Consider the following 13,216-nt stretch of genomic DNA (forward strand, 5'->3'; position numbering starts at 1 on the left):
AACATGAAAGACGCATATACCATTCGAGTAAACCTTAAAGGGGGGATTGTTTCAGTGGGTGAACTGAAATCAATTTTGACGGTGCTAAAAACTGCCCAAATTTCCGAAGTGTCTTTCGGACTTAGGCAGCAGCTTATATTTCATTTGCCCCACAGTAGGTCGGTATACTTGGGTTCTGAGCTTAGCAAAATGAATCGATCATATGAGGTCGACACCAACCTCAGACCCAATATTGTGAGTAGCTACGTGGCTGAAGAGGTATTTCAAAAGGGCAATTGGATTACAGAAGGCATATATAAAGACATTTTGGATTCCTTTGATTATGATCCTACACTGAAGGTCAACATTTCGGATAACTCACAGAGTTTTACGCCGTTTTTTTCAGGTCATTTAAACTTTGTTTCGTCAAACGAGCCTAATTTTTGGTATTGTTATTTGAGAAAACCTAAAACAAACGAGGTGCATGTGTATTCAAAGTTAATATTTACAAACGAAATCGTGCATTTGAGCAAGTTTGTAGAAAATAGACTAATCGAAAACCCTGCTTTACCTGTTTCAGAAATCTTTGATTCTATTCCGGATATGATTTCAGTGCCAAATGAAAAAGAGCTGAAATTACCCAAATTTACATTGCCGTACTATGAGGGTTTTAACCGTTATGGCAAAAAAACTTGGCTGGGTATTTATCAAAGAAACGAGCAGTTTACAACTGATTTCTTATTGGAGCTTTGCGAACTAGCACTTGCTTCTAAGATAGGAGAACTTTGCCTGACTCCTTGGAAATCAATAATAGTAAAAGGAATAGGCGAAGTGGATAGGCCTTATTGGAGTGCGATTTTGGCGAAACATAATATTAATGTGAGACACGCCGCTAATGAACTTAACTGGCAGGTAGAAGACGCATCTGAAGATGCTTTGAAACTCAAAAAACAGCTAGTTGAGAATTTTAACAAATTGGATATTCGTACGTTTGGTATATGTTTCGGAATAAAAACTATACCCAAAACAGAGGTATTTGCCTCTATAATGGTTAGGAGAAGAAGGTTTAAGCTTTTTAATTTTATTCCAACGTTTTTTGTGTATGATATTTCGTATACCGAAGATTTTGACCCAAATGGAAGAACAAAAGTATATTTTTCGAAAGGAGTGCAGCGGTTTAATTTACCTGAGCAGTTACGTAGGTCAGTTTTGCTTTATAACGAAAATTATTTAGGTAAAGTAAGGGAAAAACCAATTTCGGAATCTAAAAACACAAAGAAGTCAAAACCAGAAACTATTGAAGTGCATCAGTGTCCATCGTGTTTGTCTGTATATGACAGCAGGTTCGGGGATAACCTAGCTGGAATACCGGCGGGCATAACATTTGAAAACCTTCCGAATGAATACGAGTGTGGCGTATGCGAAGAGCCAAAAAGTAACTTCAAAGTTATAATAGTGGAAGATTTAGTGAAAACAACAGTGTAATGATTGATATTTAAAAAAGTAAAAAAAAGAGCCCCGAAAGGCTCTTTTTTAAGTTAAAATTTAATGTTAATTATTGGTTTTTGTAAACCACGCCGTCTTTCATCACAAACCCTACATTCATCATTGTGGTTAAATCTTTTACAGGATCGGCGTCTACAGCTATTATGTCTGCAAATTTACCGGGCTCTATAGCTCCCAGTTCGTTTTCCATGTCAAGAACCTTGGCGTTTGTTATAGTTGCAGCTTTGAGTGCCTTCATCATGGGCATGCCGGCTTCGGTCATATAAACAAACTCTTTGGCGTTGTATCCATGTGGATATACGCCCGCATCTGTTCCAAAACAAATATTAACACCAGCTTTGTAAGCTCTCGCAAAAGCTTCTTGTATCATCACGCCCGTTTCTAAAGCTTTTTTTACCACAAATGGATGATAATAACCCGGAATTTTTGCAGAGTCAGAAGCTGTTTTTCCGGCAATAATAGTAGGAACTAAATAAGCACCTTTTTCTATAAATAAAGCAATACATTCGTCGTCTAAAAACGAACCGTGTTCGATAGTAGTAACTCCCGCTCTAAGTGCACGTTTCATTCCATCGGCTCCGTGGGCGTGAGCAGCAACTTTAAAACCATAGTCTTTGGCGGTTTCTATCAGAGCCTTAAGTTCGTCGTCTTGAAACTGTGGTCCCTTTCCGTTTTTTGCAATACTTAAAACACCGCCAGTAGCCGTTATTTTAATCCAATCTGCCCCGTCTTGGTATCTTTGTCTTACTGCTTGTCTTGCTTCTTCTGGTGAGTTTACCACGCCGTTCATTACTTCTTCGTTGCTAAAAGTGTAGTTTGGACCAAGTCCATTCGAAGGGTCTCCATGCCCGCCGGTGGTTGCTATAGTTTTGCCTGAAGTAAATATTCTAGGTCCTATGGCACTTCCTCGGTTTATGGCACCTCTCAGCGAAATGTTCACGTTGCTACCTCCCAAATCTCTTACGGTCGTAAAACCAGCCATAAGCGTTATTTTGGCATATTTAGCAGACTCAAAGGCCACGTCGGCCGAACTGTACTGAATTCTTTTCTGAAATTGATCTTTTGCAGTTTGACTTTCTATATGCACGTGCATGTCTATTAGCCCGGGCATCACATATTTGTTTTTGAGGTTTATCACCACATCATTGGCGTCACCTTTTTGGTACCCTTTTTTAACCTCAACTACCTTGTTTTTTTCTACCACAATCGTCATTTCTTTGTTCATGACTTCGTTTCTGGTGTCTATCAAAGTGCCGCACTGTATGTAGGTTTTCTGGGCAAATGTGGTCCCAGCAAGGGCTAGTAAAAGTCCAACAGTAAATGTTTTTTTCATAAGAGTTTATTGAATAAGAGGGTTATTGGTTTTTGAAAAAATGTTTTAAAGTATTAAGCTAAAAATAAATAATTCTACTAACAAACTAATTCTGCTTTTCTATATTTTTTAGGAAGCATTCGTTTTTCTAACGTCAGTATTTAATTATTAAATTTTTTTATTAAAAAACTAAAAATAAATGAATTAACTGTCAGAATAAGTGTTTTGGCACTCCACTCATATAAAAAACCTTTTTATTGTCAGTCACAATCGATACTTTTAGTAGATATATCTCTTAAACTTTAATTTTAAACCTTCTAATTATGAATGTAAAACTACCAATTTTACTTCTTTTGATGTGCGGAGCTATCTCAGGATATGCTCAAAAAATCATCAAAGGAGTAGTAAAAGACGAAACCAGCTTAGAGGCTATACCGGGCGTTACGGTAACGGCTTTAGGCACTACCATCGGCACGTCAACCGACGTAGATGGCAACTTCTCTATTTCAGTTCCCAATAACACAAATGAGCTCACATTTAGCTTTATTGGGTATGACTCCAAAGTGGTTAGCTTGGGGGCTCTCAGTTTTCTTGAAGTAAAACTTAGCAGTGACGTTACCAACCTACAAGAAGTGGTGGTGAATGCCTTAGGTTTTAAAACCAAAAAAGACAGGTCAGGCTCTACATCTTCTAGTATTTCTTCTGACGCCATTAAATCAAGTGGCGAGGCTAACATTTTGAATAGTTTAGCAGGTAAGGCGTCGGGTGTGAAAATCGCGAGATCAAACGGTGATCCAGGTGCGGGAACAAACATCCAGATTCGTGGAGCTAACACTATCGGAGGGAATACTCAGCCTTTGGTGATTGTAGATGGAGTTCCACTTTCAAATGATAACTTGTATGGTTCAGGTAGTTCAAGATCAGGAGGTGTTTCGCAGCAGTCACGTCTGAATGATTTAAACCCTGAAGATATTGAGTCAACTCAAATATTAAAAGGTGCATCTGCTGCTGCTCTGTGGGGTTCAAGAGCCGCAAACGGAGTTTTGGTGATCACCACAAAGCAAGGAAAGCTTAACCAAAAAATGAAAATCAGCTACTCGGCAACCTATTCAATGGATGAAATAAATAGAAAGCATCCACTTCAAACGATGTTTGGTCAAGGTTCTGGCGGCAAATATAGCCCAACTGCCACAAACTCATGGGGCGACAAAATCGAAAATAGAGCGGGTGGTGAAGACATCGTAAATACCACAGGCGAATATTTTTTAGGAGACAATGGTCAAAAAATTTATCCCATTACCACTAAAAACTCAAAAGAAGTATATGTTGATAGAAACTTCGATCAAGTTTTTCAAATAGGTTCATTTTTAGATCACAATTTGACTATTTCTGGAGGTAGCGGAAAAACTACCAACTTCTTTAGTTTGGGTTATTTGAGCCAAAAAGGAATCGTTAAAAATAGTGATTATGATAGATTTACGATGAGGTTTAATAACCAAACGTTTTTTAATAATATGGTTAACTTAACCACCAAGGCTAACTACGTTTTTACAAATAGTAATAGAATTCAGCAAAACTCTAATACGGCAGGTCTTTATCTAGGCTTGCTACGTCAGCCTGCTGATTTTGATCAGTCGGCTTACATCGGAACTTATTTTGACAAGTCTGGTGTGCCTACTTTGGGAAGACAAAGAAGCTATAGAAGGTATTTGGCTAATAATATCAACCCTACCTATAACAACCCACTGTGGACTATCAATGAGCAAAAAGCTACTTCGGTGGTAAACAGGTTTAACGCAAACTCAAATCTTAATATTAACCCAATAAGCTGGTTACAACTAGACTTAAGAGGTGGAATTGATACTTACATCGACAAAAGAGTTTATTTCTCACCAATTGGTTCTGCTAGTTTTACCAATGGTAGATTAGTAAATGAAAACTTTATTAATACAGAAATTAACCTAGATGCGATTGCAAGGGCGGATTTTCCAAATCTTATAAAAGATAAAGTAGGCTTAAATGCTACATTGGGTTATAATATAAATGATAGAAACAGAAATAGTCTATATGCTGGAACCCAAAACTTCCTTGTTAATAGTGATTTGCAAAACTTCAATAATGGAGTTGCTCCCTTTGATGTGGCGAATAACCTAAATCACATTCGCTCAAATAGGCTGTACTCTATTTTCGCATTCGATATCTTCAAGCAAGTTTTCTTAAGTGTTTCGGGTACACAAGAGGCTGCATCTACTATGTCAGGAACGTACTTTTACCCGTCTATGGATTTGGCTTGGCAGTTTTCTAGCCTTCCAAATATTGTAAACGACGTGTTTTCTTTCGGTAAACTTAGATTTTCGTATGGCCAAGTGGGTGTACAACCAACTACCTATAAGTTTGGTACTACCTATGAAAACTTCACATATTCTACCTATGACGACGCCCTTGATATCAATGAATTTGGCGGAGGATTTAGACTTAATGACGACCAGGGTAACTCAAACCTTAAACCAGAAATTAAAACTGAGTTTGAGATTGGAACTGATCTTAGGTTTTTTAAAGACCGTCTAAATATTGGTTTAACGTATTATAGGAATGAGATAAAAGACATTTTGTTGGCCGTTAACCTTTCTCCTAGTTCGGGTTATCTTTCTAAATATGCAAATGCCGGAAGAATGGAAAACAAAGGCGTTGAGCTAGATTTTGGGTATAAAATCATAGACAAAAAAACTTATGGCTTTGATATTTATGGAAACTGGAATAACAACCAAAACAAAGTTCTTGATTTAGCTGGTGTAGACAGAGTGGCACTTACAGATCAATCAATTACGTCAAATGCCATAGTGGGTCAGCCATTGGGGATTTTGTTTGGTAGTAGAGCTTCAAGAAACGAAGACGGAACTTTAAAATTAGATGCAAACGGGTTTCCAACATTGGATCCTCAACAGGGAGTTATTGGTAATCCTAATCCAGATTGGAGAGGTGGACTTGGCATGAGGGCTTATTTTAAGAAATTTAGCTTTAATATTTTGTTCGAAAGATTCCAAGGAGGCGACTTTGCTGAAAGAACGCGTTTTGTTTTAAATAGCTTTGGTACCTACGAAGACACAGGTCACGAAGTTACCCTTACCAAAGACCTGAAGAACTCGGCCGGTAAAACAATACCAGCTGGCTCTACAGTTAGAGGAAATATCTACAATTATGGTGCAGGAGATGTACTACTTGACGAAGGTTGGTATACCTCGCTTGGTGGAGGCCTTGGTGGATCAGCTATAAACGAGTTCTCTATTGCAGATGGAAGCTGGACACGCCTTCGTGAGATTTCGATGGGTTATAATTTAGGAGGAGAAAAATTCAGAAAAGCAACGAAGTTCAATTCAGTTGACTTGGCTATCTCTGGAAGAAACCTTTTCCTATGGACCAAAATTAAAGGAATAGATCCTGAAGTAAACCAGTCAGGTGTTGACAATGGTTTTGGTATCGAATACTTTACCAATCCAAGTACACGTTCATGGGTGTTTTCGGCGAAACTTAATTTCTAAAATTTAACTTTGAAAAAAATGAAAAAAATAAAATATATAGCTCTTTCGCTGATGTTTTTCACTACGTTTAGTTGTGAAAGCTTAGTGGAAGGCATTAACAATAACCCAAACGAAATATCGTCAGATTCGTTTGAAGCGGGAGTTTTACTTCTGAAAGGAATTGAATTAGCCAACGTCTCAGTGCAAGCAGGTCACCAAACCCGAATAGGTGGTATGTGGAGTGGGCAAACTAAAGGCTTAGTGCTTTTGTACAAAAGTATCTATGAGTATAACTTGTCTGCAGAAGAAACAAATGGTATTTGGCAAAATGCATATCAAGGTGTAGTAAAGCAAGCAAGGGTGTTGAGAGAACAAACCAAAAATAGCCCAAAGGCAAAACAATATGCTGGTATTACGAAGGTTCTTGAGGCAAATGCCCTAGGAACTTTAGCAAGCTTATTTGGGGATATTCCTTTTAATGAAATTGCCAAAGATGAAATCTTGGACCCTAAGTTTGACTCTCAAAAAAACGTATTTGCGGGCGTTCAATCTTTGTTAGATGAGGCCATTGCAGACCTAGGTGCTTCTACAAACTCTGCAGTAGCAGAAGACTTAATGTTAGCAGGTAATGTTTTAAAATGGAGCAAAGTAGCCCATACATTAAAAGCGAGACTTTATATTTATACCAAAGAATATGATAAAGCATACCAAGAGGCCCTTTTGGGCATTGCCGCTACTTCAGATGCTTTAGCGTATACACCACCCAATATTGGAAATGGTAGCTTAAATCTTAATTATAAAATGATCAACGAGAGAGGGGGCTATTGGGGCTTTGCAGGCTCGCATTTAGATAACATTCTAAGAACTACAAGAAACAACGCAAAGACCGCGGAAAATGCTCGTTTGGCCTATTATAACTTCGATGGTGCTTCGGCTACCAACAACAAAGGTATCGCTGCTGCAAATACGCCAATAGTTTTGGTGGGTTACGAAGAGAATCTTTTGATTTTGGCTGAGTCGGCAGTTAGAACGGGTAAAACCACAGATGGCTTGGCTCAGTTAAACAAGCTACGTGCACATTTGGCAAGTGGGAAAGCTTTCACAAAACTAAACGCCGCAGATAATCTAAAATATGACGCATATGTGATTGCGGATTTTGAAAAAGGTGGAATGGAAAATGTGGATAACCTAGTAACAGAAAGAGCACTTCTTAGAGAGATTATCGAAGAAAGATATGTTTCTGGGTTTACAGGTCTTTTAGGTTTTGACGATTTGAGAAGACTAGGCACTAAAGAAAAAGACATAGCGGTGCTTCCTCCTTACAACTCGGCTACCATCAAACAGTATCCACAGAGATTTATAGTGGCACAAGCAGAATTAAGTGCAAACCAAAATGCTCCGAAAGATCCAGGTATATTTGCTCTTACTGAAGTGAATAAATAGTTTTTATTTGAGGTTAAAAAAAATGCCCTTTTGATTTAGTTCAGAAGGGCATTTTTGTTTATTTCTGTAGTAAGATCTCCATCATTTTTAAGGCCGATAGCTCACCTTTCTCTTCGATGAAATCTCGTGGCGTGTCATCGCCAATTTCATAGGTGATGCCTACGGCATTAAAGTTCACAAAAAACCAACCTTTAGAAACCGGCTGTCCTATTTTGGAAGGGGAGATTTTCGGCGTGTAGCCCGGTAGTCCATCTTTAATGCTTTTAAGCCAAGCACTCGTAAAGTTTGGTAAAACCGAAATAGAGTCAGAAAGGTTTGTATAATAAACATCGCTGTAGGTCGAATGGAAATCTAAACCCAAAACCACACGGTTTTTATTAGCTTCTGCGTACTTTTTTACAAAATCTGAAACGGCCTTGGTTTCAGGTTGATTATACTCCGCCCAGTCTCTATTTAAGTCAATGCCGCCCACATTGTGTCTCCAATGCCCCAGAGCTACACCATCAGGGTTTAGCATAGGAAAAACCAACACATTGTATTTTGAGAAAAAATCTTTTTGAATTTTGGAAGTCTTTAGTATACCGTTTACAAATGCCGTTAGGGCAAACTGCCCCGTAACTTCTGGCGGATGCTGTCTGCTAAAAAGCACTATCAGGTCTTTGTTTTTTTTAGACCTTTCCCCAATCTCAAAATACTTTAGGTCTCGGTTAAGTTTACTTTTTCCGGCATTGCCAATCGAAACTATCTGATTTTTTAGCGAAAGCTCCTTTAGCCAATTATTGAGTTCTTGTTCTGTAAATAGCTCCTGTGCCGACACCCACGTGGTATCGCTACTTATTTTCAGAGTAAGCATTTCATTGTTTTTAAACTTGCCCAAATTGCTCGAGTCGGCGGAGGTCCAAGTTTGGCCGTCTTTGCTTAGTTTAGGTAGGTATCTGTGCTGTGAGCCGCCATATTCAAAAACCAGGTATATCTTCTTTTGGGTTTTTGACCATATTTTAAAAGCATACCACGGACTTGGGTTTATGGGTTCGTTTTCAGGAAAACTCTCCACAGCGTATATAGAATCATTTAAAGCATAGAAATTATTTAACCTAGCCCCGTCAAACATATTACTTGCAAACACCGAATCGCTCGTTTTATATATTTTCTTTTCTTGAAAATTAATATCTCTCGTTTTGGTATCTATGATTTCAGTGAAACCATAAACTTTTTCATTCGCTTTCGGAGTCAAGTCTTTTTTGCAAGACCCCATAAGCAAACCCAATATGCCCAATACTAATACACCTTTTATAGTTTTCATGTTTTTTGATTTAAGTTTGAAATCAAACTATAGCCTCTCTTACCCTTACTAGGTTTTTAAGGAGCTCCTCAAGTTGGTCTAAAGGCAGCATGTTAGCTCCGTCAGACTTTGCAGTAGCGGGGTCGGGGTGCGTCTCTATAAACAGGCCAGATGCACCTACTGCTATGGCTGCTTTTGCTATGGTTGAGATCATTTTTGGGTCACCGCCAGTTACACCACTCGTCTGATTTGGTTTTTGCAAAGAATGCGTACAATCCATAACTACCGGCACACCGAAGTTTGCCATGTGAACCAAATTTCGGTAGTCCACAATTAAGTCCGAATATCCAAAACTATTGCCGCGGTCAGTTAAAATTCCTTGAATTTCAGGATTTACACTTTTTATTTTTTCAATCGCAAAACCCATTGAAGCCCCCGATAAAAATTGTCCTTTTTTAATATTTATTACTTTTCCTGTCTTCGCAGCAGCCTCCAAAAGCTCCGTTTGTCTACACAAAAAAGCGGGTATTTGCAGGACGTCTACAAAGGCTGCAGCCATGGCCGCTTCGTGTGTTTCGTGGATGTCTGTAACCGTAGGTACACCAAAGGTTTTGCCAACCTCTTCTAGGATTTTTAGAGCCTTTTCGTCGCCTATACCCGTAAAACTGTCTGCTTTTGTACGATTCGCCTTTCTGTAGCTTCCTTTAAAAATCAGAGGAATTTCTAATTTTAAACACATTTCACTTATCTTTTCGGCTATGCTAAAAGCCATATCTCTACCCTCTATTGCACATGGTCCAGCCATCAAAAAGAAATTGTCTTTTTGGTAGTTTGCCAACTTGGTCATTTTCAGTTTCATACTCTCAGTTTTTTATTTTTTTACAAATATCACAACTAATGTTCAATCAAAAAAAACTTAATCATTTTGTTGATTTCATTTAAAATACATTTCTTTGCATTGTTTTTCACCAAACTACATTTTTAAAATGTCAGATATAGCATCTAAAGTAAAGAAAATTATCGTCGAGAAGTTAGGAGTAGACGAGTCAGAGGTTACTACTGAGGCGTCTTTTACAAACGACTTAGGAGCAGATTCACTTGATACAGTTGAGTTAATCATGGAATTCGAAAAAGAATTCAATGTTTCTATCCCTGATGACCAAGCCGAGAACATTCAAACAGTAGGTCAAGCAATTAATTATCTAGAGGAAAACTCAAAGTAATTTTTTCTAATCTATTTAAGTTCAATATTCCTTGAAAATGCTAAATTGCGTTATCAGTGAGTATTGAACTTTTAATTTTTTATAACATATGGAATCGAAAAGAGTAGTAGTTACAGGATTGGGAGCACTCACGCCCATTGGAAATACCGTAGAAGAATTTTGGAACGGGTTAGCAAATGGCGTAAGCGGTGCTGACTTAATTACGCGTTTTGACGCAACCAATTTTAAAACAAAGTTTGCCTGCGAAGTAAAAAACTTTGAAGTGACTGATTTCATTCCGAGACAAGACGCTCGTAAAATGGACCTTTTCACTCAGTTTGGAGTGGTTATAGCGGATCAGGCAATAGCCGACGCGGGTCTTAACGAAGCTGATATAAACAAAGATAAAGTAGGTGTAATATGGGGTTCGGGTATAGGCGGTCTTAAAACTTTCGAAGACGAAATGATGGCCTTCGCTCAAGGTTCTGGTGTTCCAAGATTTAACCCTTTCTTTATTCCAAAAATGATAGCCGACAGCGTGTCGGGTCAAATATCAATCAAAAATGGATTTAGAGGACCAAACTATGTAACGGTTTCTGCTTGTTCTTCAGCTAACAACGCCATCATAGATGCCTTTAACTACATCCGTTTAGGACGTATGAAAGTGTGTGTTTCGGGTGGTTCAGAGGCTACTATTACACAAGCAGGTGTAGGTGGTTTTAATGCACTTAAGGCACTCTCAGAAAGAAACGACGATCCTAAAACAGCCTCTAGACCTTATGACAAAGACCGTGATGGCTTTGTACTGGGTGAAGGTGGCGGTGGTATTGTACTTGAAGAGTATGAGCACGCGAAAGCACGTGGAGCAAAAATCTATTGTGAGCTTATCGGCGGAGGTTTCTCTTCAGATGCATATCACATTACAGCACCACATCCAGAAGGTTACGGGGCATTTTTGTCAATGCAAGACGCCATCGAAGATGCAGGTATAGAACTTGCCGAAATTGATTATATCAATACACACGGAACCTCTACACCACTAGGTGATCCACAAGAAATCAAAGCCATCGAGCAGTTGTTTGGAGATCACGCTTACAATATGTCAATTAGTTCTACCAAGTCTATGACAGGTCACTTATTAGGTGGAGCCGGAGCCATAGAGTCTATAGCTGCGATATTGGCATTGGAGCATCAGTTGGTTCCTCCTACAATCAATATCTTTAATCAAGACGAAACTATCAATCCGAAAATTGACCTTACACCAAACAAGGCCAAGGCCAAAAAGCTAACCACGGTGCTTAGTAACTGTTTCGGATTTGGGGGGCATAATGCCACCCTGATTTTTAGAAAAGTATAAATACTCCCTTATAAAGTTTAGATGGAAGTAAGTAAATCATTTTTAGAGTTTTTCAAAAAAGACCCCAAATTCAAAGAGTTTAGGCGTTCTATAGAGCAAATCATTGGCGAAAAACCTAAAAATGATTTATTATATCAATTGGCATTCAGACATACTTCTGCCTCAAAACAAACCAAAATAAACGGCTTCAAGGAGTCAAACGAACGCCTCGAGTTTCTCGGAGATTCGGTTTTGGGAATGATAGTTGCCGAATATTTATTCAAAAAATATCCGTTCAAAGACGAAGGATTTTTAACCGAAATACGGTCGCGTATCGTAAATCGTGAGTCGCTTAACATTGTGGCAAGACGTATTGGGCTTGATAAACTTATAGAGTTTGACGGGCAGCGAAACTTCCACCGCACTTCCATGTTTGGCGATGCCATGGAAGCACTTATTGGGGCCATTTACCTTGATAAAGGTTTTACTTTTACAAAAAAATTCATCATCTCTAAGTTGTTGACCAACCATTTTGACTTAGACGAGGTAATATCTAACAACACAAACTACAAATCTACGATTCTCAGCTGGGCACAAGCCGATGGCCGCAAAGTAGAGTTTATGATTGTGGAAGAAAAAGGTAAAAATCACTCAAAAGAGTTTATCGCCCAAGTATTGGTAGATGCCGAAGTGATAAGCTCGGGGTCGGGTTGGAACAAGAAAAAAGCCGAACAAGACGCATCGCGTAGAGCATGCGAAACCTTAAATATTCCGATTTAATTTTTGGGCGAATCTCTGGCCGAAAAATTCATTTGGCAAACAGAAATAATACCTAAAGGCCAGAGTCGGGCTATCCACTCCCAATCTTTTTAATTTCCAAACGCACTATTCCAGCCACACAATAAAAAGGATTTTCGTTGCTATCCCTTTCGCAAAATAGGAAGTTTCATTTTTAATAATGAAAAGTCCAGTTTTCAGTTCAAGTAAATTTCAGGATATTTTTTCATGTAAAGCACAATAGTACTGGGCAACATATAGCGTTCCTTACCTTGTTTTTTAAACTTGTTTTGCTTTATTTTTTCCGAGGTTTCGGTACTCCAGGCATACAAGTATTTTCCTAAACCATGTTTAATAGCAATATGGTCAGTCTCAAACTCAAATCTATCGAGGTATTTGCTACTAATATGTCCAAAAAACACCTTAATCATATACCCTCGCCCGTGTGTATGAAAATCAGATACATGACTAAGTTCGTGACCCAGCACGCCAATTTTTGAAGAATCGCTTAGGTTTTTAACTGTTATAGGATTCAGAAACTTCAAGCTTTCGGTGCTGATAGCTATTGTATATTTCCAGTTCTGTTTTTTCCTAAAAACATTCCCTATTGAAGGTGTTGTAGTTAAGGGAATCATTTGTTTTCGTTGTTTCACATTTATATATACCTCATTTAACTCTGGAAAATATGGCATCAAAGTTTCAAAATAAGGTAAAAGACTAGAGTCAAGCTGTATTTGTGACAATTCAGTAGTGGAGGTTTTTATGCTTTGAGCGGTCGATTTACTAATCCCAATTGAGAAGCTAATCACAAAATAAAATAGGAGGAGTCTTACCATGCGAGTATCTTTGGGTTTTAATTAT

10 protein-coding genes are annotated in these 13,216 nt (G+C 38.4%); 6 read left to right on the forward strand and 4 right to left on the reverse strand.

Annotated elements, in window-relative coordinates; translation table 11 throughout:
• Nucleotides 1–3 precede the first annotated feature (3 nt).
• Nucleotides 4–1,464, forward strand: a complete 1,461-nt coding sequence (locus tag ACFOOI_RS15010) for a rubredoxin (RefSeq protein ID WP_379838828.1) — start codon at nucleotides 4–6, stop codon at nucleotides 1,462–1,464.
• A 70-nt stretch (nucleotides 1,465–1,534) separates the two neighbouring features.
• Here the strand turns inward: ACFOOI_RS15010 and ACFOOI_RS15015 are convergent, their stop codons facing one another.
• A complete protein-coding gene (locus ACFOOI_RS15015; protein WP_379838829.1) occupies nucleotides 1,535–2,818 on the reverse strand; it encodes a metal-dependent hydrolase family protein in 1,284 nt (427 codons plus the stop codon).
• Nucleotides 2,819–3,120: 302 nt separating this feature from the next.
• On the opposite strand from ACFOOI_RS15015, the gene ACFOOI_RS15020 reads away from it, so the two are divergent.
• Both ACFOOI_RS15020 and ACFOOI_RS15025 read left to right on the forward strand, forming a co-directional pair.
• The gene (locus ACFOOI_RS15020; RefSeq protein WP_379838830.1) at nucleotides 3,121–6,336 is read left to right on the forward strand and encodes a SusC/RagA family TonB-linked outer membrane protein; all 3,216 of its coding nucleotides are present in this window, start codon (nucleotides 3,121–3,123) and stop codon (nucleotides 6,334–6,336) included.
• 18 nt (nucleotides 6,337–6,354) lie between these two features.
• Entirely contained in the window at nucleotides 6,355–7,758 is a 1,404-nt protein-coding gene (locus ACFOOI_RS15025; RefSeq protein ID WP_379838831.1) for a SusD/RagB family nutrient-binding outer membrane lipoprotein, read from the forward strand.
• Nucleotides 7,759–7,816: 58 nt separating this feature from the next.
• Here ACFOOI_RS15025 and ACFOOI_RS15030 read toward each other — a convergent pair whose 3' ends face one another.
• Together ACFOOI_RS15030 and kdsA are read right to left on the reverse strand one after the other, a co-directional pair.
• Nucleotides 7,817–9,061: a M14 family metallopeptidase gene (locus tag ACFOOI_RS15030; protein WP_379838832.1), complete on the reverse strand. Its 1,245-nt coding sequence runs from the start codon at nucleotides 9,059–9,061 to the stop codon at nucleotides 7,817–7,819.
• A 22-nt stretch (nucleotides 9,062–9,083) separates the two neighbouring features.
• Entirely contained in the window at nucleotides 9,084–9,899 is an 816-nt protein-coding gene (gene kdsA / locus ACFOOI_RS15035) for a 3-deoxy-8-phosphooctulonate synthase (RefSeq protein WP_379838833.1), read from the reverse strand.
• A 127-nt stretch (nucleotides 9,900–10,026) separates the two neighbouring features.
• On the opposite strand from kdsA, the gene ACFOOI_RS15040 reads away from it, so the two are divergent.
• From ACFOOI_RS15040 to rnc, 3 genes are all read left to right on the forward strand, one after another.
• Nucleotides 10,027–10,263: an acyl carrier protein gene (locus tag ACFOOI_RS15040; protein ID WP_379838834.1), complete on the forward strand. Its 237-nt coding sequence runs from the start codon at nucleotides 10,027–10,029 to the stop codon at nucleotides 10,261–10,263.
• An 88-nt stretch (nucleotides 10,264–10,351) separates the two neighbouring features.
• Nucleotides 10,352–11,599, forward strand: a complete 1,248-nt coding sequence (gene fabF, locus ACFOOI_RS15045) for a beta-ketoacyl-ACP synthase II (RefSeq protein WP_379838835.1) — start codon at nucleotides 10,352–10,354, stop codon at nucleotides 11,597–11,599.
• Between the two features lie 21 nt (nucleotides 11,600–11,620).
• The gene (rnc, locus tag ACFOOI_RS15050; protein ID WP_379838836.1) at nucleotides 11,621–12,358 is read left to right on the forward strand and encodes a ribonuclease III; all 738 of its coding nucleotides are present in this window, start codon (nucleotides 11,621–11,623) and stop codon (nucleotides 12,356–12,358) included.
• A gap of 194 nt (nucleotides 12,359–12,552) precedes the next feature.
• Here the strand turns inward: rnc and ACFOOI_RS15055 are convergent, their stop codons facing one another.
• Nucleotides 12,553–13,191, reverse strand: coding sequence for a hypothetical protein (locus ACFOOI_RS15055; RefSeq protein WP_379838837.1), 639 nt, complete (start codon nucleotides 13,189–13,191; stop codon nucleotides 12,553–12,555).
• Nucleotides 13,192–13,216: the final 25 nt, after the last annotated feature.

The sequence above is a fragment of the Lacihabitans lacunae genome (assembly GCF_042649125.1).
In the GTDB taxonomy this organism is placed as follows: Bacteria; Bacteroidota; Bacteroidia; order Cytophagales; family Spirosomataceae; genus Leadbetterella; species Leadbetterella lacunae.

Bases quoted from the DNA above. Each gene is read 5' to 3' on its own strand.
- ACFOOI_RS15010 (WP_379838828.1), top strand. From the start codon at position 4: ATGAAAGACGCATATACCATTCGAGTAAACCTTAAAGGGGGGATTGTT.
- ACFOOI_RS15015 (WP_379838829.1), bottom strand. From the start codon at position 2,818: ATGAAAAAAACATTTACTGTTGGACTTTTACTAGCCCTTGCTGGGACC.
- ACFOOI_RS15020 (WP_379838830.1), top strand. From the start codon at position 3,121: ATGAATGTAAAACTACCAATTTTACTTCTTTTGATGTGCGGAGCTATC.
- ACFOOI_RS15025 (WP_379838831.1), top strand. From the start codon at position 6,355: ATGAAAAAAATAAAATATATAGCTCTTTCGCTGATGTTTTTCACTACG.
- ACFOOI_RS15030 (WP_379838832.1), bottom strand. From the start codon at position 9,061: ATGAAAACTATAAAAGGTGTATTAGTATTGGGCATATTGGGTTTGCTT.
- kdsA (WP_379838833.1), bottom strand. From the start codon at position 9,899: ATGAAACTGAAAATGACCAAGTTGGCAAACTACCAAAAAGACAATTTC.
- ACFOOI_RS15040 (WP_379838834.1), top strand. From the start codon at position 10,027: ATGTCAGATATAGCATCTAAAGTAAAGAAAATTATCGTCGAGAAGTTA.
- fabF (WP_379838835.1), top strand. From the start codon at position 10,352: ATGGAATCGAAAAGAGTAGTAGTTACAGGATTGGGAGCACTCACGCCC.
- rnc (WP_379838836.1), top strand. From the start codon at position 11,621: ATGGAAGTAAGTAAATCATTTTTAGAGTTTTTCAAAAAAGACCCCAAA.
- ACFOOI_RS15055 (WP_379838837.1), bottom strand. From the start codon at position 13,191: ATGGTAAGACTCCTCCTATTTTATTTTGTGATTAGCTTCTCAATTGGG.